22 protein-coding genes and 1 tRNA gene are annotated in these 19442 nt (G+C 71.1%); 12 read left to right on the top strand and 11 right to left on the bottom strand.

Features of this window, described 5'->3' with window-relative positions; translation table 11 throughout:
- Positions 1–186: 186 nt before the first annotated feature.
- Positions 187–696 (top strand): DoxX family protein, encoded by a 510-nt coding sequence (locus ACWFR1_RS06415; RefSeq protein ID WP_453547263.1) that lies wholly within the window; start codon positions 187–189, stop codon positions 694–696.
- Positions 697–922: 226 nt separating this feature from the next.
- Entirely contained in the window at positions 923–1552 is a 630-nt protein-coding gene (locus ACWFR1_RS06420) for a DedA family protein (protein WP_453547132.1), read from the top strand.
- Here ACWFR1_RS06420 and ACWFR1_RS06425 read toward each other — a convergent pair.
- Positions 1512–1772: a DUF2277 domain-containing protein gene (locus ACWFR1_RS06425; protein ID WP_453547135.1), complete on the bottom strand. Its 261-nt coding sequence runs from the start codon at positions 1770–1772 to the stop codon at positions 1512–1514. The genes ACWFR1_RS06420 and ACWFR1_RS06425 overlap by 41 nt on opposite strands.
- Positions 1773–1951: 179 nt before the next feature.
- The gene (locus ACWFR1_RS06430) at positions 1952–2173 is read right to left on the bottom strand and encodes a hypothetical protein (protein ID WP_453547137.1); all 222 of its coding nucleotides are present in this window, start codon (positions 2171–2173) and stop codon (positions 1952–1954) included.
- Between the two features lie 197 nt (positions 2174–2370).
- On the opposite strand from ACWFR1_RS06430, the gene ACWFR1_RS06435 reads away from it, so the two are divergent.
- Positions 2371–3129, top strand: coding sequence for a GntR family transcriptional regulator (locus tag ACWFR1_RS06435; protein WP_453547140.1), 759 nt, complete (start codon positions 2371–2373; stop codon positions 3127–3129).
- Here ACWFR1_RS06435 and ACWFR1_RS06440 read toward each other — a convergent pair.
- Positions 3071–3880: an MBL fold metallo-hydrolase gene (locus ACWFR1_RS06440; RefSeq protein ID WP_453547142.1), complete on the bottom strand. Its 810-nt coding sequence runs from the start codon at positions 3878–3880 to the stop codon at positions 3071–3073. The two genes, ACWFR1_RS06435 and ACWFR1_RS06440, sit on opposite strands and share 59 nt — an antisense overlap.
- A 114-nt stretch (positions 3881–3994) precedes the next feature.
- Between ACWFR1_RS06440 and ACWFR1_RS06445 the strand changes: the two genes are divergently transcribed.
- Positions 3995–4441 carry a lamin tail domain-containing protein gene (locus tag ACWFR1_RS06445; protein ID WP_453547144.1) on the top strand — a complete coding sequence of 149 codons (447 nt, stop codon included), beginning with the start codon at positions 3995–3997 and terminating at the stop codon, positions 4439–4441.
- A 56-nt stretch (positions 4442–4497) separates the two neighbouring features.
- Here ACWFR1_RS06445 and ACWFR1_RS06450 read toward each other — a convergent pair whose 3' ends face one another.
- A complete protein-coding gene (locus ACWFR1_RS06450; RefSeq protein ID WP_453547146.1) occupies positions 4498–5031 on the bottom strand; it encodes a DUF4231 domain-containing protein in 534 nt (177 codons plus the stop codon).
- Positions 5032–5151: 120 nt separating this feature from the next.
- On the opposite strand from ACWFR1_RS06450, the gene ACWFR1_RS06455 reads away from it, so the two are divergent.
- The 4 genes from ACWFR1_RS06455 (at position 5152) to ACWFR1_RS06470 (ending at position 7986) form a co-directional block, all read left to right on the top strand.
- Positions 5152–5763 carry a DUF4253 domain-containing protein gene (locus ACWFR1_RS06455; RefSeq protein ID WP_453547148.1) on the top strand — a complete coding sequence of 204 codons (612 nt, stop codon included), beginning with the start codon at positions 5152–5154 and terminating at the stop codon, positions 5761–5763.
- Positions 5764–5843: 80 nt separating this feature from the next.
- Positions 5844–6245 (top strand): hypothetical protein, encoded by a 402-nt coding sequence (locus ACWFR1_RS06460; protein WP_453547150.1) that lies wholly within the window; start codon positions 5844–5846, stop codon positions 6243–6245.
- 840 nt (positions 6246–7085) lie between these two features.
- On the top strand, positions 7086–7310 hold the full coding sequence (locus ACWFR1_RS06465; protein WP_453547265.1) for a DUF4240 domain-containing protein: 225 nt from the start codon (positions 7086–7088) through the stop codon (positions 7308–7310).
- Between the two features lie 238 nt (positions 7311–7548).
- Positions 7549–7986, top strand: coding sequence for a hypothetical protein (locus ACWFR1_RS06470; protein ID WP_453547152.1), 438 nt, complete (start codon positions 7549–7551; stop codon positions 7984–7986).
- Positions 7987–8059: 73 nt separating this feature from the next.
- On the opposite strand, the gene ACWFR1_RS06475 is transcribed toward ACWFR1_RS06470, so the two are convergent.
- Positions 8060–8134 (bottom strand) — tRNA-Val (locus ACWFR1_RS06475).
- Between the two features lie 177 nt (positions 8135–8311).
- Between ACWFR1_RS06475 and ACWFR1_RS06480 the strand changes: the two genes are divergently transcribed.
- The 3 genes from ACWFR1_RS06480 to ACWFR1_RS06490 all read left to right on the top strand — a co-directional run bounded on the left by ACWFR1_RS06480 (position 8312) and on the right by ACWFR1_RS06490 (position 10879).
- Positions 8312–9082, top strand: coding sequence for a DUF4097 family beta strand repeat-containing protein (locus ACWFR1_RS06480; RefSeq protein WP_453547154.1), 771 nt, complete (start codon positions 8312–8314; stop codon positions 9080–9082).
- 128 nt (positions 9083–9210) lie between these two features.
- Positions 9211–10533: a hypothetical protein gene (locus ACWFR1_RS06485; protein ID WP_453547267.1), complete on the top strand. Its 1323-nt coding sequence runs from the start codon at positions 9211–9213 to the stop codon at positions 10531–10533.
- Between the two features lie 121 nt (positions 10534–10654).
- The gene (locus ACWFR1_RS06490) at positions 10655–10879 is read left to right on the top strand and encodes an FmdB family zinc ribbon protein (RefSeq protein WP_453547156.1); all 225 of its coding nucleotides are present in this window, start codon (positions 10655–10657) and stop codon (positions 10877–10879) included.
- Positions 10880–10962: 83 nt separating this feature from the next.
- Here the strand turns inward: ACWFR1_RS06490 and ACWFR1_RS06495 are convergent, their stop codons facing one another.
- From ACWFR1_RS06495 to ACWFR1_RS06505, 3 genes are read right to left on the bottom strand one after another with little or no spacing between them, the layout of a single operon-like run.
- Positions 10963–11784 carry an HAD family hydrolase gene (locus ACWFR1_RS06495; protein ID WP_453547158.1) on the bottom strand — a complete coding sequence of 274 codons (822 nt, stop codon included), beginning with the start codon at positions 11782–11784 and terminating at the stop codon, positions 10963–10965.
- Entirely contained in the window at positions 11781–14315 is a 2535-nt protein-coding gene (locus tag ACWFR1_RS06500) for a phosphoribosyltransferase (protein WP_453547160.1), read from the bottom strand. Before ACWFR1_RS06500 ends, ACWFR1_RS06495 begins: the two co-directional genes overlap by 4 nt.
- Positions 14316–14333: 18 nt before the next feature.
- Entirely contained in the window at positions 14334–15539 is a 1206-nt protein-coding gene (locus ACWFR1_RS06505; RefSeq protein ID WP_453547162.1) for an HpcH/HpaI aldolase/citrate lyase family protein, read from the bottom strand.
- A gap of 186 nt (positions 15540–15725) precedes the next feature.
- On the opposite strand from ACWFR1_RS06505, the gene ACWFR1_RS06510 reads away from it, so the two are divergent.
- Positions 15726–16655, top strand: coding sequence for a TerD family protein (locus ACWFR1_RS06510; RefSeq protein ID WP_453547164.1), 930 nt, complete (start codon positions 15726–15728; stop codon positions 16653–16655).
- Between the two features lie 54 nt (positions 16656–16709).
- Here the strand turns inward: ACWFR1_RS06510 and ACWFR1_RS06515 are convergent, their stop codons facing one another.
- The 3 genes from ACWFR1_RS06515 to ACWFR1_RS06525 form a co-directional block, all read right to left on the bottom strand.
- Positions 16710–17447, bottom strand: a complete 738-nt coding sequence (locus tag ACWFR1_RS06515; RefSeq protein WP_453547166.1) for a TerD family protein — start codon at positions 17445–17447, stop codon at positions 16710–16712.
- A 107-nt stretch (positions 17448–17554) separates the two neighbouring features.
- Positions 17555–18694 (bottom strand): DUF475 domain-containing protein, encoded by a 1140-nt coding sequence (locus tag ACWFR1_RS06520; protein ID WP_453547169.1) that lies wholly within the window; start codon positions 18692–18694, stop codon positions 17555–17557.
- A 29-nt stretch (positions 18695–18723) separates the two neighbouring features.
- Entirely contained in the window at positions 18724–19299 is a 576-nt protein-coding gene (locus tag ACWFR1_RS06525; protein ID WP_453547171.1) for a TerD family protein, read from the bottom strand.
- Between the last annotated feature and the right edge of the window lie 143 nt (positions 19300–19442).

Raw genomic sequence — 19442 nt, forward strand, 5'->3', positions numbered from 1 at the left:
AACCACCGTCACCACAGTGGCCCCGGGGAGTGAGCCTCGCCACACGCTCCCCGGTGGCTGAATGTTTGAACTTGCAAGTACTGGTGAGGGGTGCCTAACCTTGCGGCCTCGGTTTCCGTCCCCCACACCTCGCCCTCCCCACGGGTGGGGTCAGGCCGAAGGAGTTCCCCCATGAACGACAGCCCGATGAACGACAGTCCGACCGGCAGCCTGAGCAGCGGTGGCGCGACCACCCTCACGGGCCGCCTGAACCAGGCGCAGCCCTACGCGCTCGGCCTCTTCCGCATCGTCGTCGGCCTGCTCTTCGCCTGCCACGGCGCGGCCTCGCTCTTCGGCGTCCTCGGCGGCGCGATGGGCGGCGGCACCGTCCCGGCCGGCACGTGGCCTGGCTGGTACGCGGCCGTGATCCAGCTCGTCGGCGGCGTCCTGGTCCTGGCCGGCCTCGGTACCCGCGGCGCCGCGTTCCTCGCGTCGGGCTCGATGGCGTACGCGTACTTCAAGGTCCACCAGCCGGAGGCCCTCTTCCCGCTCCAGAACGGCGGCGAGACCGCGGCCCTGTTCTGCTGGTCCTTCGCGCTGCTCGTCTTCACCGGCCCGGGCGCGCTGGCCCTCGACGGGCTCTTCGGCGCCCGGCGCGGCGCGGGCGTGAAGACCCGCGAGGAGCACGAGAAGCAGGGCGCGCCGATCGCGGCCTGAGCCGGACGCAGCCGGAGGAGGCCGGAAACCGCAGGACGGTTTCCGGCCTTTCCCGTACGCGCCCCGCACACCCCGCATCACCGTCACCATCACCATCCCGGTCCCGCACACCCCGCATCCCCACCCGGTCCCGCACACCGCCCCCCGCGCCGCCTCGCACACCCCACCCCCCTCCCCGGCACCCGCCCGCCAGGGGTGTTCCCACCCCCGCGTAGGCTCTGGCCCTGTGAATCTGCTCGACAGCCTCGGCTCGCTGCGGTCGTTGACCGCCGGCCCGTGGATCTACCCGGTGGTGGCGGCGTCGATCCTGCTCGACGTCTTCCTGCCCGTGCTGCCGAGCGGCTTCCTGGTGATCACCGCCGCCACGGCCGCGGCGACGGCCACCGCGGCCTCCCCCGGCGTGCCGTCGCTCCTCCCGCTGCTGCTCTGCGCGGCCACCGCGTCCGTGCTCGGCGACTTCCTCGCGTACCGGCTGGCCCGGCGGGGCGGGGCGAGGCTGGACAGGGCGATCGCCCGCTCCCGACGCCTCTCCGTGGCGCAGGAACGTCTCGGCACCGCGCTGGCCCGGGGCGGGGGGCTGCTCGTGGTGCTCGCGCGCTTCGCGCCGGCGGGCCGCTCCGTGGTCTCCCTGGGCGCGGGCGCGGCCAGGCGGAGGATCAAGGACTTCCTGCCGTGGTCGGCGCTCGCGGGCGTGACCTGGGCCTCCTACAGCGTGGGGCTCGGCTGGCTGGGCGGGCAGTGGCTGGGCGCGACCTGGTTCAGCGCGGGGGTGTCGACCCTCGCGCTCTTCCTGGCGGGTGGCCTCGCCGCGTACGTCATACAGCGTCCGGCTGCGGCTCCCGCTCCGGTCTCCTGACGTCGGGGTGCGCCCCGCGCACCTCCAGGCCGGCGAGGAGCCTCGCGGTCGCCTCCGCGATCTCGTCCACGGCGCGGTCGAAGACCTCGCGGTTGTGGGCGGCGGGCGCGCGGAAGCCGGAGACCTTGCGGACGTACTGCAGGGCGGCGGCGCGGAAGTCCTCCTCGGTCGCCTCCTCGGGCAGCGCGGGTGGTCGGAGCGTCTTGATGCTGCGGCACATGCCTCCAGTGTGGCGCGCCCCACTGACAATCGCCCCGGCTCCGCCACTCACGACACCGCAGCGCATCGCACCTCAGCCCACCGAGCCCAGCCCTGCCCACCGAGCCCACCGAGCCCAGCGGCATGGAGCCCACCCCGGCCCATCGATCCCACCGCAGCCCATCGAGCACCGCGCTCACCTCACGAGAGGCCCCGTCTGCTGCGCGCGTTGATCTCGGCGGCGCGGGCCCGCAGCTCGCGCAGGGGCGTGGCGAGCTGGACGTCGGCGGGCTCGGCCTCCCATTGCCCGCCGCCGTGGACGGCGCGGATCAGGAAGCGTCCGGAGACGCTCTCCACATAGAAACCGACCCGCCCGGTGGCGGTGTCGCGGACGAGGTCACCGACCTCGGGCAGTGGTTGCACGCATCCCCTCCGTCCCGTCCGTACCGAAGTCTGCATCCTGGGGACCACCAGAGAAGCGGGGACACCCCGCCCTGTCAACGTATCTCTAGAGATGTCCTCCGATGGATGGATCGACCCGGCGGGACGGCGCACACGTGTGCACCCTGGCCCGGGGGTGCGCCGTAGGGTGTCCCGCAGATGAAGGGAGTGGTCCACCCGTGACTGACCAGGACAGCACTCGTCGGCCCAAGTACCAGCGCATCGCGGACGAGTTGAGAACCGCGATCCAGTCGGGCGCCTTCGCGCCGGGCGACCGGCTCCCCGGCGAGAACGACCTGATGTCGACCTACGACGTGGCCCGGATGACGGCGCGGCAGGCCCTCTCCGTCCTGCGCAACGAAGGTCTCGCCGAGGCCCGCAAGGGCGCCGGGGTCTTCGTCCGGGTCTTCCGTCCGCTGCGCCGCCGGGGCATCCCGCGCCTCGCCGGGGACCGCTGGGGCAGCGGCCGCTCGGTCTGGTCGGCGGACGTGGAGGACCGGGCCCTGGTGGTGGACCAGATCGAGGTGGCGGAGGCGGCGGCCGGAGCCCGGGTCGCGGGGGCGCTGAACCTCGCGCCGGGCGCGCCCGTCTGCGTCCGGAGCCGCCGCTTCGTTCTCGACGCGAAGCCGGTGCTGCTCTCGGTCTCGTACCTCTCGGCGGAGCTGGTGCGCGGGACGCCGATCACGGAGCCGGACACGGGGCCGGGCGGCACCTATGCCCGGCTGACCGAGCTGGGGCACCGGCCGGTGCGCTTCCGCGAGGAGATCCGCTGCCGGATGCCGACGGCGGACGAGTCGGACCGGCTGGCCCTGGAGTTCGGTACGCCGGTGGTCCTGATCGGGCGCACGGCGTTCACGGGGCCGGGGGTCGCGGTGGAGCTCAACGAGATGACGCTCGACTCGTCGTCGTACGTCCTGGAGTACGACTTCGACGCGTGACCTCGAACCGCGCGCCCGGGTCGGCGTGGGCGACCTCGCCGGGGAACTCGGCGGCGGCCAGCGCGACGGCCTCGGCGGGCTCGACGCCGGACCCCACATGGGTGACGAGGAGCCGCCCGGCACGGGCCGCGACGGCGCTCCGCCCGGCCTGCGCGGCGGAGTGGTGGCCGGGCACGTCCCCGTCGGCCTCGCAGACGAAGAGGTCGCAGTCCCGGGCGAGTTCGACAAGAGAGGGGCAGGGCTCGCAGTCACCGGAGTAGACGAGGGAAGCCCCTCCCTCGTCCTCGACGCGCAGGGCGAAGGCGTCGAGCCCGCCGTGCTCGACGGCCCGCGACCGAAGGGTGAGCCCGCCGACCCGGACGACGTGCCCGTCGTACAACTCCTCGATGGCGAAAGCCCTTTCGACAGGGCTGCGCTCGGGCCCGTTCGTCAGGAACCCGGCGAGCCGGTCGGCGGTTCCCGCTGGCGCGAAGAGAGGCACGGGCACCGGCAGCTCGAGCCCGGCATACAGCAACGCGTAGAAGGCGGTGAGCAGATCGGCGCTGTGGTCGGCGTGGAGGTGGGAGATCCAGACGGCGTCGATGTCGCCGAGCGTGATGTGCCGCTGGAGCTCCGCGAGCGTGCCGGTCCCGGCGTCCACCCACACGCGGACGCCGCCGCCCTCGACGAGATGGCCCGAACAGGGGTTGCCCGGCCGGGGGAAGGGGGTGGCGGACCCGAGGACGGTGATCCGCAGTACGTCACTGACCATGGCCCCACCCTAGGGCGCCTGGCCGAATTGTGCGGAAGAGGTGAAGGGAATGCGTATTCTGTGTGCTCGCCGGACCCCATCGGCGGGCGTCCGGCAGAGAACTGAGGGACATTCATGCTTCGTGTACGCACGCTCGCGGCCGTGACCGCTGCCGCCGCCGGCGTCCTGCTGCTGCCTTCGCCGGCCCAGGCCGCCGGCTCGGTCTACCTGTACAAGATCTACTACGACAGCCCGGGCTCGGACGGCGGCGCCAACACGAGCCTCAACGCCGAGTACGTACAGATACGCAACTCGACCGGCTACGCGGTGAACCTGCGGGGCTGGACGGTGACGGACCTCGCCAACCACAAGTACACCTTCGGCTCGTACACCCTCGGCGCGGGCAAGATCGTGACGATCCGCACGGGCCGCGGGACGAACACCGCCGCGAACGTCTACCAGAACCGTGGCTGGTACGTCTGGAACAACGACAAGGACATGGCGACGCTGCGCAAGCCGAACGGCACGTGGGTCGACAACTGCTGGTACAACTCCACGCAGGTCGACTACAAGTGGTGCTGACCGCACCCCGCAGCTGACGAACGCGGGCCCCGGCGATCCCGGGGCTCGCGGCCGCCTCAGGACCCCTCGGACTCCTGCCGGGCGGCGGGAACCGCCTGCTGCTGCACATCGGCGTTGACCCGCCCGCCGAGCGTCATCACGTTCAACGTCGCCGAGTTCTCGCCGGCGATGGCCCGCTCGACCCGGGCGACGAGCGTGGAGAAGGCCTCCCGCCTCGAAAGCCCGCTGTAGGGACCCACCTTGGTCTCGAAGTAGACGCGCTCGTGCCCGAGCAGCTGCTCGGTCGACCGGTAGTTCTTCCACTGCTCCCGGTACCGGTACACGCTCTCCAGCGACACGGCGGCGACGACCACGACGCTCAGCACGGTGGCCGTGACCCGCGCGAACGCGAGGTCCACGTTCACGAACACCGGCACGAGCGCCCCGCCGACGACGGACACGGTCCGCATCCGCAGATGCATCGCCTTCATCCGGGTCGCCTTGACGTCGTACCACTCCTGGTACTGCGCGAGCCTGGTCTCGACGTACCGCTGCGACGTCATCTCGCCGCTCTGCACGCCGGATTCGGGCGCGTCCCCCACCTCAGCCATGCCCCGGAGTACACCCGGCCGGTCAGGCCCACGTCAACTCCAGGCAGGCAGGCGTCCCTGTCGCTGTCAGAGGCAGCTGGTAACTTCCTGGCGATTCCACAGAGGGGGCAGAAACCAGCCATGCACGAACGTACGGCGGACCGGATCCTGGGCGAGAGCTGGGAGGCCTACGCGCAGGAAGCCGCGCATCCCGGCGAGCAGTTCCCCGGCCGGGAGAATGTCGTCGACCTCTTCGGCGAACCCGCTTCGTTCGACGACGTGGTCGCTCCCTTCAACGCCCAGTGGCCCGGACTGGCAGCCACGCCGTCGGCAGCCTGGCCGGACACGGAGCAAGTAGCGGCGCGGGTGCTGGCCGATCTGGCGGAGGACGACGACGACACGTGGGAGCCGTACCTCCTGGACAGGGCCTACCGCAGCACGGAATTGCCGGCCCTGGCGGAGGAACGCGGCCTGACAGGCGCAGACTGCTGGCCCTATGGCATGTCAGAGATGCGCATAGTCCTGCGATCCTGGGAAGAGCGCTTCGGTGCCCGGCTCGTGGGACTGGGACACGACCGTCTGATGGTCTCGGTCGCGGCACCCATCAGGACGATGAGCGAAGCGGAAGCCGTCTCCGCCGAACACTTCGCCTTCTCATCGGACACCATCACCCAGGGCGACGACGAAACCCTCCGCGCCTACGCGGCCAACCACATCATGGGCAAGCAGATGTGGTCCTTCTGGTGGGACTGAGCCCCTCTCGGAGGGCACCTGCTCCTGGCCTGTCCTAGGATCCGCGCTGGACAGTGAGGGTCGGCATGGGGGGAGCACTCATGGAACAAGCGTCGTACGTCCGGTTCCAGGGAACCGCAAGGCATGCGCGGGGTCACTTCCCCGGCGTCTTCGTCCTTGCCAACGAGCTGGCGGCACAGGGCAGGTTGACCGAGGAGCAGCACCGGTTCTGGAGGTCCGCCAACGACTGGTACGACGCCCACTACACGAACCCGACCAGCGTCGATCCCAGCGTGTACGACCCCGCCGTGAACCCGGGTGCCGTGGCCTGGTTCAAGTCGTCCGCCGAATGGCTCATCACCCGAGTGGACGGATACCTGGAGCTGCTCGCCGCGCACGGCGTCGAGTGCCGTCGCCTGGTGTCCTCGAACCCCGGCGTGGTCATCTACGAGGACGAGAACCAGATCGTGGTCGTGCCACCGGGAAACCCGGGCGACGCCTGAGCGCGAAGAACGACACTGGCGTCCCCTCGGCACCGCCCACGTCCGGGCCCGTTGATGTCAGCTGTAGATGTCAGCCTCGCGAGCCGACAGCCCCCGTCACCGCTTCTTCCGGAGCTTCCGCATCTTCGCTTCGGCCTCCTTCTTCTTCCGCTGCTCCACCCCGTACGCGGACCACGGCCCCTGATGCTTGGCACACCGCGAGCTCCCGATGACCGTCTTGCTCTGGCACCGGCCTCCGCTCTGCGTCGGAGCACCACACTTCGACTGGACCATCCCGACCCCTTCCGTCTCCGACATCGCCATCGATCAGACCCCGGAAGGTTCCCAGCGCCGGCCACGTCAGGGGAGGCGCAGACAACGCGGACAGGAGCACGGACGGCATACGTCGTCACGGGTTCGGCGCGTCTGGCGCATCGCCGCAGGTCAGTCCTTCTGCACTGGCCGCGGGGGGTCCCCCTGTCCCCCACGAGGCGACGTCCAACCGGGCCCTGACTCGGCCGACCACTCAGCAGTCAGCCGCGCGTCGGTATCCAACTCTGCACGCTCCAAGGCTGCGATCGCCTTCCGCCGCCACCGTACGGCCACAACCGTCGCGAGCGCCCCCACCAGCAGAGCAGCAACTGGCGCACCCCACGCCAAGGCACCCATGAGATAACCGAGCGACTCCATCTCTTTCCCCCTCAAGCAGCGTTCCGTCAGCGACTGACGGGAACGTCGTAGACTCTCTCGCACAGGGGCCGCCGGCAGCATGATGTCAGCCGTTTCCAGGGGCTGCCCCTGTTCGCTGCAGTACGTCCGCCGGATGCGCGTCACGAGTGAGGCGGCCACGACCCGGACGTCATCGGGTTCGCGGAACGCCATGCAGAGGCTCTCTACCGCTTGGACCAGGAGCAGTTCGGGACACTTCCCGTCGCCAACATGAAAAGGCGGAACGGCAGCCCCTTCCCGCAGTCGGACGACGGGTTCCTGTACGCCCGTTGCGCTGTCGTCGCCGCAGGACAGGCCGTGTGGGAAAGCGCCTTCTCCGACGTCGACGAGTTCGCCCCGTACACATCGACCGAGTAGGACGGCGAGTTGCTGCTGTACGTGCCGGATGAAGCGTACGAGCTCGCCACCGGCAAGGAGTGGGACCGGTTGACCCGGTACTGCTTCGAGAGCTACTCCAACAAGGACGGCTGGCCGAACCTGCGGGACTGAGGCGGCTATCGCCGACGGGCAGCTCGTAGACGATTTCGCCATGTCGGTCCTCTCATCACATGACTCCGCGCCTGCTGTACGCTCCGCGCACCAGCAGGGGGGAATCATGGTCAACGCTGAGGGGTCTGGCGCGGCGGGTAGGTCGCGGGCCGGAACCGCCGTGCGGGTGTGGGGTACGCGGGTGGGGTGGCTCGCGGCGGAGCTGATCGCCCTCACTCCGCCACTTGCTGTCGCGGCCTTGTTCCTGGCCGCTTTCTCGGGGATGGCCTGTCTCGCACCTGGCAGCGAGCCCATACCTGGTCCAGAGGTTCATCCCGCCCAGTTCGATCCGTTGATCCCTGTGGCGGTCGTGGCCGCCGGAGCCTTTGCGGGCGTCGCGGTGTGGGGCGCCGCCAAGGCAAAGCCGCTGGTGTGGAAGACCCAGCTTGTCCTCATCCTGGTGACGGTTGCCGCCGTGGCTCTCTGGCATGACCCGGATCCGACCTGCACGGTGGAGCATGCCGGCGCGGCACCAATCGGGACGCTGCCGCCCACGCAATCCTGAAGACCGTCGTGGACAGGTGGCATCCATGTGGCATGGGAAAGCCCCCAACCGTGATCGGTCGGGGGCTTTTCCCTGGTGGGCGCGGACGGTTTCGAACCGCCGACATCTGCTTTGTAAGAGCAGCGCTCTACCCCTGAGCTACGCACCCGTGGAAGAGGCAACAGCCTACATGGCCGACGGGTGGGGGCCGAATCCATTGTTCGCGGTGGCGTGGTGGGCGGGGGGTAGCCCCACCCCGTGGACGGTGGGTCGCCGGATCGTGACGGGGGGTGGTGGGCTCGTACCGTCGGCGGACCGAATGTCTTCTTCTGGGGGTTCGATCGTCATGGCCGCAGCACGCCGCCCGTCCCGTGTGTTCCTCGCCGCCGGCGGGGTTCTCCTCGCCGCGTTCCCGCTCAGTGCCTGCGGGACGGTGGACACCGGGGACGCGCCGGTCGAGAGGAGGACGTTCGCGTTCGACGGGGGCGCCCTCACCGTGGACTCCGACGACTCCGAGATCGTCGTCACGCCCGCCGACGTCGACGACGTGGTCGTCGAGCGGCAGGTCGACGGGTGGGTGTTCATGGGGTCCGGGCCCGACGCCGACTGGAAGCTGGAGGACGGGCGGCTCACCCTGCGGGTGGACTGTGACGCCGTGGCGTCCAGCTGCGGCGCCGTGCACCGGATCCAGGTGCCGCGCGATGTCGCCGTCACCGTCGAGACCGAGAACGGGGACGTCTCGGCGGAGGGGTTCGCCACGTCGTTGAAGGTGCGGTCCGACGACGGGGACGTACAGGTGGCCAAGAGCACCGGCGCGCTCGACCTCGGCACCGAGAACGGCGACCTGGCCGTCCAGGGCGACACCCGCTCGCCCCGCGTGCTCGTCCGGTCCGACGACGGCGACGTGCTGATCGCCCTCGGGGCCGTACCCCTCCAGGTCGACGTGATCACCCACGACGGCGACGTCGACGTCACCCTGCCCACCGGCGAGTACGAGGCCACCGGCTCCAGCGACAGCGGTGACGTCCACGTCGACGTGCCGCGCCGCGACGGCAGCGGGCATGCAGTGAGCGTCCGCAGTGACGACGGTGACATCTCCGTACGAACGGCGAACTGATCGGCCCGTGTGTTCGTCCTTACCGGGTGGGAGAATGAACCGGACCGGTGACGGTGGACACAGCACGGGGAGAGTACGTGGCGGCGAGCGACGGCAGGACATCCCCTGGGGGCAGTGCGGCGCCCAGGATTCCGTCCACCTTCCGACTGGCCCTCGCGCTGCCGCTGCTGGTCGGGGCGCTGCTGCCGCAGGCCTTCGCCGGGGGCGGTACGCGACGCTGGTTCGGCGGGCGCGGGGAGGGCCAGCGGGCCGAGGCCCAGGCCGCCAAGGACGCCGCCGCGGCCGCCTTCTACGAGCTCGACACCGCCCAGCGCGGGCTGCGGATCTCCATCGAGACGATCACCGCTGTCGACAGTTCGCCCGAGGCGCGACGCGTCGTCGAGGGATTCCAGGCCCTCGGGCACCGCATCGACGAGGTCAGCCACACGTACATCAGTGCCGTCGACGCCCACGACCTCGACCGTGACGAGCTCGACGCCGCCACCGCCGGCCGCGCCCGCGCCGAACTGAGCGCCGCCAAGGACGAACTCGACCGGGTCAAGGGCGAGCTCGACCGGTTCGAGGAGGGCCTCGCGCCGCTCCTGGACCGCGCCGAGACCCAGCTCGCCCGGCTCGCCCCCGCCGTCGAGCGGGCCCGCCAGGCGCTGCGCGGCGCGAGCGGCGCGCTCGACGCCGTACGGGACGGGGGTCTGCGCGCCGACGACCTCGCGCTGCGGCTCGCCCAGCTCGGGCCCGAACTGACCCGGCTCAACGAGGGCGCCGGGCGGCACGGCGTCCCCGAGACCCTCCAGCGCGCCGACCGCGTCCTGCGGGACGCCGAGGCCGTACGCGCCGAGGCCGAGCGGCTGCCGCAGCGCGCCGCCGAGATCGACCGCCGGCTCGTCTCCCTGCGTACCCGCACCGAGGCGCTGACCACCCGCGCCGGCGGTGTCGAGCTGGTCCTCTCGGAGCTGCGGCGGCGATTCTCCGCGGCCTGCTGGCAGGACCTCCAGCATGTGCCCGAGCAGGCCGCCGGCACGCTCCGGCAGGCCGAGGAGCGGCTCGCCGAGGCCGCGAAGGCCCGCGAGGAGCAGCGCTGGCCCGACGCGACCTCCCGGCTCTCCACGGTCCGCGCGCTCCTCGACTCGACCGACGAGGCCGTGTCGGCCGCCGGGGAGCGGCTGCGCCGCCTGGACGCCGTCGCGAAGGACCCGAAGGAGGAGACCGACCGCGCCCGCTTCGCGGTACGGGACGCCCAGCGGCTGGCGATGGCGGGTCGGAACACCCCCGACCCGCGCCACGCCCGCCCGCTCGACGAGGCCGTGGCCCGGCTCGACCGGGCGCTCGGCACGCTGGAGGGCCGCCACCCCGACTACTGGCACTTCCTGACCGAGCTGGAGGGCGTCCGCGCCACCGCCGCGCGCGTCGTCGAGCAGATCCGGGAGGACCGGGGCACGGCCGCCGGTCATTGAGCCCGGCCCGGCCCGAGGGGCGTGAGGTGAGACCGGCGGGTCCCCCGCGGGGTGTGCGCGGCGGGCGCTGCGCCCCCGGGGCTCACTGCCCTCCGGGCCCGCCCGCCGTTAGCCTGTTCCCATGCCTCGTTACGAATTCCGCTGCCGCACCTGCGGCGACACCTTTGAGATCAGCCGGCCCATGGCCGAGTCCTCCGCTCCGGCCGCCTGCCCCGCCGGGCACGACGACACCGTGAAGCTGCTCTCGGCCGTGGCCGTCGGCGGCAGCAGCACCGCCGCCCCCGCGCAGAGCGCGGGCGGCGGCGGGGGTGGCGGTGGCTGCTGCGGCGGGGGTTGCTGCGGCTGAGCCCCGCGGGGACACCGGCCAGCCGGCATGATCCGAAAGACAGGCCCTTGGGCCTGTCCGACCCCGATCCGCCGGACAGGCCCCTAGCCTGCCGCCGCCGCCCGGAAGCGGCGGAGGATCTCCTCCCCCGCCGCGACGCCGCGTTCCGCGAGGACGTCGAGGTGGGGGGCGGTCCAGTCGCTGTCGGCCAGTTCGCCGTGGCCGGGGCGCCATGCCCGGTCCGCGGCCATCAGCAGGTCGGCGTCGAGGAGTGAGTCCCCGGCCGCCAGGGTGAGCGTGGCGCCGATGCGGCGGGCGACCTCGCGGACGGCCGCGCTCTTGGTGAGCGGCTTCGGCACCGCGTACACCTTGCGGCCCTGGAGCGAGACGGTCCAGCCGCGCTCCCCCGCCCACTCTCCGAAGCGCCCCAGCCACTCCTCGGGGAGCCGCTCGCGCTCGACGACGAGGTAGGCGAAGAGGTCCTCGGCGACCCGGTGCTTGCGCACCCACGACAGGTCGGTCGTGGCGGTGAGGTAGGCGCGGATCTCGGAGAGCGGCGCGCATTCCTCGGCCAGCCGGTTCACCACCGTGGTGTGCCAGTCGCGGTCGGAGACGCCGTCGACGAGGATGTGCCCGCCGTTCGCGCAGATCGCGTACTTCGGTGTGGCGCCCGGGAGTTGGATGCGCTGGTACTGCTTGCGCGTCCGCGTCGTGGTCGGGACGAAGACGGTCTCGCCGGTCAGTCGCGCGAGGAGGCCGGCCGCGTCCTCGGTCATGTACGACAGGGGCTTCGACTCGTGGACCTCGACGCAGAGGAGGCGGGGCGCCTGGGCGTCGGGCATGCCGAGGGCCAGGGCCGCACTGGAGTAGATGAGGGTGCGGTCGAGGTCGCTCGCGACCAGGGTGGTGTTCGGCGGCGTACTCACTGGGACACCACCGCCTTGCCGTCGGCGCCTGTCGCACCCCTGGTGTACTGAGGGTGGATCAGGCCGACGCAGCTGTACGGGAGTTCGTCGACCTCCTCGACGGGTACACCGCGCTGCTCGGCGAGCAGGCGGACGTGCGCGAGGTCGGCGTCCGCGCCCCGCTTGGCGAGGATCTTCCAGGGGACGCGGCGGAGCAGGACGCGGGTGGTCTCGCCCACGCCGGGCTTGACCAGGTTGACGTCGTGGATGCCGTACTCCTCGCTGATCCGCTCGACGGCGGCCCAGCCCTCCCAGGTGGGGGTGCGGTCGGCGGCGAGGAGTTCCTTGACGTCCACGTCGACGGTCTCGGCGACCTCGTCGAAGCGGGCGGCGACGGCGTCGAGGAAGGCGCCGGAGACATCGGCTCCGGCCAGTTCGCGGTAGAACTTGGCGCCGTGGAAGTCGTTCGGTCCGACGAGGTCGGGGCGGAGCACGGTGCGCGATATCAGGCCGGAGACCGTGGAGTTGAGGCAGGCGGAGGGGATGAGGAAGTCCTCGCGGGTGCCGTACGTGCGGACGCAGGAGCCGGGGTCGGCGAGGACCGCGATCTCCGGGTCGAAGCCCGAGACCCCTTCGGAGGCCTCGAACTCCTTGATGGCCTCGGCGAGTTCGCGGGTGATGGCGCCCTTGCCGGTCCAGCCGTCGACGAACACGACGTCGGCGGGGTCGTGGTGGGCGGCGAGCCAGCGCAGCGCGTTGGCGTCGATGCCGCGACCGCGCACGATGGAGACGGCGTAGTGCGGGAGGTCCAGGCCGTGGCGGGCCTGGGCCCAGCGGCGCATGAGGACGCCGACGGGGGTGCCGGCCCGGGCCAGCGAGACGAGGACGGGGCTGCGACCGGGGCGCTCGGCGAGGACGGTCTCGGTGACGGTGCCGACCGCGCGGGCTATTCGGGCGGCGGAGCCCTCCAGGGCCGAGTGGAAGAGCTCCTGGTAGCGGGCGCTGGGCTGGTATTCGACGGGGAGCGATTCGGCGTAGTGCGCGCCGCCGCTCTGGATGGCTTCCTCGCGTTCCTCGGTGGGCGCCTCCAGCTCGACGCCCGAGAGGTCCTGGAGCAGCCAGCCGACCTCCTCGGGCGCGTACGAGGAGAAGGCGGGGCCGCGGAGGGGCTCGGGCAGCATGGAGCTCCTTTCGGGAGCTTCGGGAGCGTCGGGAGCTTCGGAGACTGGGGGCTTGTACGAGGGGACGACGACGAGCGCGACCCGCGGGACGTGCGCGGCGAGCTGTGCGAGCAGGCCGTCCGGGGCGTGCAGTTCCGGGGTGTCGGCGGCGGAGTCGACGACGAGGACGACAGCGTCGAAGCCCGCTCCCGCCACGTTGTAGGCGTAGCGCTCGCCGGGCCCGTCGGCCGGGTCGTCGTGGGCGGGGAAGACGAGGCGGGTGCGGATCGCGTAGCCGGGGTCGTCGACGGCGAGGACCGGCGAGCGGGTGGTGGTGGAGTAGCGGACGTCGTGCCCGGTCTCCTCCAGGGCGGTGGCGAGCCGCAGCGGCGCGTACATCAGTTCCTCGAAGCCGAGGACGAGGATGCGGTGGGTGTGCGACATGTGGCCGGCGCGGGTGGAATGCGGAGACTCCGAGGTCTCCGAGGTCCCCGGGGTCTCCGAGGCCTCCAAGGCCCGGCCGATGCCGGCCGCGAGGCCGGGCAGGGTCTCCTCCAGGAGCTCCCGGTGCTCGGGCGTGAAGCCGTGGCGGCCGCCGTCGGGCAGCTCCGCCGGCCAGTCGAGCTCCACCCGCACGGGGGCGTGCGCCCCGGGAGCGGCGACGGGGCCCGCGGCGGCCTTCGGCTCGTACGCCCTCTCGTGCTCCGCCACCAGCGCCCGGCCCTTCTCCAGGACCCCCTCGGGGAGGCGTACGGTCCCGGCAGCGGCGGATATCAGGTCGACGCGGGCGCCGATCTCCGCCGCGAAGGCGTCCAGGCGGCCCAGGTCGGCGGTGGATCGCATGTCGACGAGGGCCACGACGACGTACCGCTCGCGCGGGTAGCGGGCGTGGAGGTCCCGGATCGTGTTGAGGACGGTGTTGCCGGTGGAGAACTCGTCGTCGACGAGGACCAGCGGTCCGGCGCCGGCGAGGAGCTTCGGGTCCTCGGGCAGCAGGAGGTGCGAGGTCGCGTGCGAGTGGGACTCCTCGAAGCCGCCCGCGGGGGCGACTCCGGCCACCGGCCGCCGGGTGGAGTGGAGGTACGGGGCGAGGCCGAGGCCGTCGGCGACGGCGTGGCCCAGGGCGGTGGCGGTCTCCGCGTAGCCGAGGACGACCGAGCGGGCCGCCTCCTCGTCGCCGAGGAGCTCGCGGACGCGGACGCCGAGGCCGAGGCCGGAGCCGTACACGACGGAGGGCCGCTGCGGCACGTGCTTGCCGAGCACGCTGGAGACGAGCAGGTGCGCCCGCTTGGGGTTACGACGCAGTGCGAGGCCCAACAGGGCCGGTAGCTCCTCGCCGCCGATCAGTTCGACGCCCAGTCGCTCCGCGACCCACGTTCCGGTCCACACCACGTCGTCGACGTCCCTTCGTCAGCCGGCAAGTCCGGCGGTGAGCAGATCCACGAAGCCGACGTCCTCCTTGGCGACGCCGAAGACCTCGGCGCGCAGGAGGATGCGTTCGGCCCACGCGCGATGCGGCTTCACTTCGTTCATCTTGTTCGTATACGCGGAGCGCAGCACCCCGCCGCCGCCCTGTTCGGGCCGCAGGATGTCCTGGGCGTCGCTCCACTCCTCGTGGCTGACCACGGAGAGCGCGTGCACCGGCACCACATGGGTGGGGTGGATGCAGGTCTTGCCGAGCAGGCCGTTCGCCCGGTCGAGCTCGATCTCGCGCAGCAGGCCGTCGAGGTCGTGCTCGATGAGGGCGGTGCGCAGGTCCTCGGCGCGGCCTTCCAGGAAGGGGCTGCGCCGCAGCTGCGGCTTGAACATGCGCTCGCCGGGTCGGAAGTACTCCCAGACGGGCCCGGTGACGGTGAAGCCGGTGCCGTCGGAGCGGCCGAGGACGTTGACGACGTCGGCGATGACGTTGGCGACGATCTTGACGTCGTAGGCGGTCATGTCGGGCGAGCGGCGCAGGCCGTAGGCGGAGCAGAAGTCGGTGACGCCGAGGCGCAGGGCGAGGACGCGGTCGCGGTACTTGCCCGTGATCGAGGCGATGCCGGCGAGGGTCTCGGCCCGGGTCTCCAGGTGGAGGAGCTCGGGGGACTCGAGGACGGGCATGGCGAAGAGGCGCCTGCCGCTCGTCCGCTCGGCCTGGGTGAGTGCTTCGAGGAAGGCGCGGCCGCGGGTCTCGGTGAATTTGGGCAGTACGAATCCGGACAGCAGCCGGACCGTGTCACCCAGCCGGGCGACGAGGTCGGTGATCTGGTGCGGATCGCGCACCCGGATGAAGAGCAGAGGTACGTCCGTGCCGGTGTCGGCGTCCGTCACGGTCCCGGCGGCACCCGTCACGGTCCCGGTGGCGAGGTCGGCGAACTGCCGGACGAGGTTGGCCTCGCCCGCCTCGACGTCGGCGTCGCTGATGGAATCCTCCAGGCAGAGCACCATGGAGACCACGCCACGCGCCGCCTGTTTGCGGATGTCGTCGGCGAGCCGCGGCCGGGTGGCCGGGCTGTAGAGCGTGGCCCCGAGGGCCACGGCGAGCGTGCTCGCGGGCGAGTCGGCCGAAAACTCGGCCGGCTCGCTGTGGAACAACCCGGTCCGCGTTGCGGACGGGATGTGCCCGAAATGACGCATGTAAGTCCCCCGTCTGCCTCTCTGGGCCCTGACGACATGTGGCCGGTAATAGTACGTAGGTGCGGGTGTCCGTAGTTCCCTCCCTGCATGAAATTCAGGTAACTCGTCAGCATCCGTCATCTCGTCCCGGTATCGGTGGTGCCCCCGCGTTGTCCGCGGGTCGGGCGGGAGGGCAGGATTGCGGTCATGACGCACGCGATGCTGAAGGGCTCCAACGTCCCTCTCGACACCGCGGCCGTACGGGCCGTGCTCTGCTGGACCCCGGGCCCCGGGGTCCCTGACGTGGATGCCTCGGCCCTGCTCCTGGGCGCCGACGGGCGCGTGCGGTCCGACGAGGACTTCGTCTTCTACAACCAGCCGCGCCACCCCTCGGGGTGTGTGCGGCGGCTGCCGAAGAAGCGGGTGGCCCAGGGGCTGACGGACACCGTGGAGGCCGATCTGGGCAATGTGGAGGCCTCGGTCGACCGGGTGGTCGTCGCGGCCTCCTCCGACGGCGGCACCTTCCGGTCCGTCTCCGACCTGCGGATCCTGCTGTACGACGCGACGGCCGGGCCGGACCGCGAGCCGCTGGCGCGGTTCGACGTGACGGCGGAGACCGGCGAGGAGACGGCGGTCATCTGCGGCGAGCTGTACCGGCGCGGGGACACCTGGAAGTTCCGCGCGGTGGGCCAGGGCTATCCCACGGGCCTCGTCGGTCTCGCCACGGACTTCGGCATCTCGGTCGACGAGGACGCCCAGGAGGCGGCCCAGGAAGCCGCTCAGGCGGCCGCCCAGGCGGCCGCTCAGGGCGCCCCGGACGCCCGTGAGCTCCAGATCCAGTCCCAGGGCCAGGAGGCCCAGAGCGGCGCGACCGGCGTCCCTGCCTCCGCTTTCCCCGTCGCGGGCTCCCCGGATCTCGACGCGACCGTGATCCACGCCCCCGTACCGCCGCAGCCGGCGGTACCTCCCGTGCCGGACCGGGCGCCCGCCTACGGGTACCCGCAGCAGCCGGTGAACGCCCCGGCCCCGGGCCCCGGGCCCGCCTACGGCTATCCGCAGCCCGTCCGCCCGCCGGATCCGCACGCGGCTCCGGAGTTCCGGATGCCGCCCATGGGTCCCCAGTTCGTCAGGCCCTGAGACCCGGGGACTCCCGGAGACCCCTGAGGGGGCCGAGGCCCGGGGCAGCACCTGTCACGCCTTGGTCTTGTAGCCGCGCCCCCACTGGAGTCCCCAGCCGTACAGCCGGTCCAGCTCGGCCTGGAAGCCGTAGACGAACCGCACCTCGCGGCGGACCGTCAGGTCGCCCTTGACGTTCTCCACGGAGAAGACCGCGCAGGAGCGGGCCTGCGGGGCGCGCTCGTCGAGTTCGATCTCGATCCTGGGGCCGTTGCTCGGGTAGAGCGTGATCTTGGCGTGCGTACGGTCGAAGGCCGGTGTCTGGTCGTAGATGTACGCGAAGAACAGCAGCCGCTTGATCTCGTCCTTGTGGTCCAGATTGACGAAGATCGTCTCTCCGGACGGGGCGCCGAAGCGGTCGTCGCCGCTCAGCTTCACGTACGGCGCCGCGTTGAGGTCACCGAAGAAGCCGCCGAGGGGCTGCACCACGCCCTTGGTGCCGTCGGCGAGCTCGTACAGGCACCCCAGGTCCAGGTCGACGTTGACGACGCCCTGGGTGTGCGCCTGGACCACCTCGGGCTTGAAGAGCTGCGAGGGATTGCGCAGCAGCCGGCCGCTCTGCCGGGACCGGCCTTCGAGGTCGGAGGTCCGCATCCGCCAGGAGAGGTTGACCCGGAGGTTCCCGGTCGCCGCGCCCTGCTTGGACAGCGAGACCGACGGGCGCCTCCTCGTCAGATCGATCGTGTTCGACGCGGCGCCGCCCATGTCGAACTGCGCCGCCCGCCCCGGAAACAGGTTGTCCCAGAAGCCCATGCCGCCCCCACCCCCACTGCTCGCACATTCCGCACCACGCACATGCCTGCGGGGCGGCCGGGTGCACCGACCGCCCCGCAGAGAAGCGTTCCTCGTTACCGGGGGTGTCACACCCCGGAGGACACCTCTGTCTTGTCTTCGGCGCCGCCCTCGGCCGCCGCGAGCCGCTTGTTGCGGCGGACGGAGGACCAGAAGGACCAGCCGATGAGGGCGACACCGATGCCGCCGGTGACGACCTCGGGGATCTCGTAGCGGATGGTGACCATGAGGATCGCCGCCAGTGCGCCGATCGCGTAGTGCGCGCCGTGCTCCAGGTAGACGTAGTCGTCGAGGGTGCCCTGACGGACCAGGTAGACCGTCAGCGAACGGACGTACATGGCACCGACGCCGAGGCCGAGCGCCATCAGGACGATGTCGTTGGTGATGGCGAAGGCGCCGATGACACCGTCGAAGGAGAAGGAGGCGTCGAGGACCTCCAGGTAGAGGAACATGAAGAAGGCGGCCTTGCCGGCCAGCTGGACCACGGTGACCTTCTTGCCGCTGCGCTTGGCCTCTTCCTCGGCCTCGTGCTCGCGCTCCTCTTCCTCCTCCAGCTTGTTCTCGAAGTAGCTGGAGAGACCGCCCACGACGAGGTACGTGATGAGACCGAAGACGCCCGAGAGCAGCACGGTCGACGACGCGTCGATGTGCGTACCGCCGTGCTGGTGGGCCTGGGTCGCGAAGGTCATGGCGCTGATCGCCAGGACGATGAGGGCGATGCAGACCGACAGCATGTCGACCTTGCCGAGCTTGGCCAGCGGGCGCTCCAGCCAGCCGAGCCACTTGATGTCACGGTCCTCGAAGATGAAGTCGAGGAAGATCATCAGCAGGAACATGCCGCCGAAGGCCGCGATCGACGGGTGCGCGTCGGTCACGAGCTGCTCGTAGCGCTCGGCGTCGTTGAGGGCGAGATCGACGGCCTCGATGGGGCCGATCTTCGCGCTGATCGCGACGATCACGACGGGGAAGACCAGTCGCATGCCGAAGACGGCGATGAGCACACCGATGGTGAGGAAGATCTTCTGCCAGAAGGCATTCATCTTCTTCAGGATTCCGGCGTTGACCACCGCGTTGTCGAAGGACAGCGAGATCTCGAGGACGCAGAGGATCGCGACGATCCCGAATGCCTCCCACCCCCCGTAGAGCACCGCTGCGACCAGACCGAGCGCAGTGATCGCGAACGACCAGCCGAAGGTTTTCAGAACCACTGTCTACCCCATCGTGAAATTACATGGCTTTACGAAACGTTGACCCCGAAGTCTAGAGCGATGCCCCGGAGCCCGGACGCGTACCCCTGGCCGACCGCTCTGAACTTCCATTCGCCGTTGTAGCGGTAGAGCTCGCCGAAGATCATCGCGGTCTCGCTCGAGGCGTCCTCGGAGAGGTCGTAGCGGGCGAGTTCCTGACCGTCCAGCTGGTTCACGACGCGAATGAAGGCGTTGCTGACCTGGCCGAAGCTCTGCCCGCGGTTGTCGGCGTCATGGATGGAGACCGGGAAGACGATCTTGTCGCAATGGGCCGGGACCTGGCTCAGGTCGACGATGAGGGATTCGTCGTCCCCGTCACCCTCGCCCGTGAGGTTGTCGCCGGTGTGCTCGACGGATCCCTCGGGGCTGCGGAGCTGGTTGTAGAAGACGAAGTACTCGTCTCCCAGCACACGGCCGGCCTGGCACAGCAGGGCGCTGGCGTCGAGGTCGAAGGGGGCTCCGGTGGTGGAGCGCGCGTCCCAGCCGAGTCCGACGAGGACCTTCGTGAGGTTGGGAGCGGCCTTGGAGAGGGAGACATTGCCTCCCTTGGCGAGCGTGACGCCCATGATGCTGATTCCTCCCCCCGTGAACTGGCCTGGAGAGGCCTCGTTAACGCTGAACCACCGGGGCCGGCACCGGGCTGCCCGAGCTCGCCGTCGGCCACCCGGGGCGGCTTCTCGACCTGGAGGGCCCCGCACCACCGTAGGCA

It is taken from the genome of Streptomyces sp. NPDC055103 (assembly GCF_053607625.1).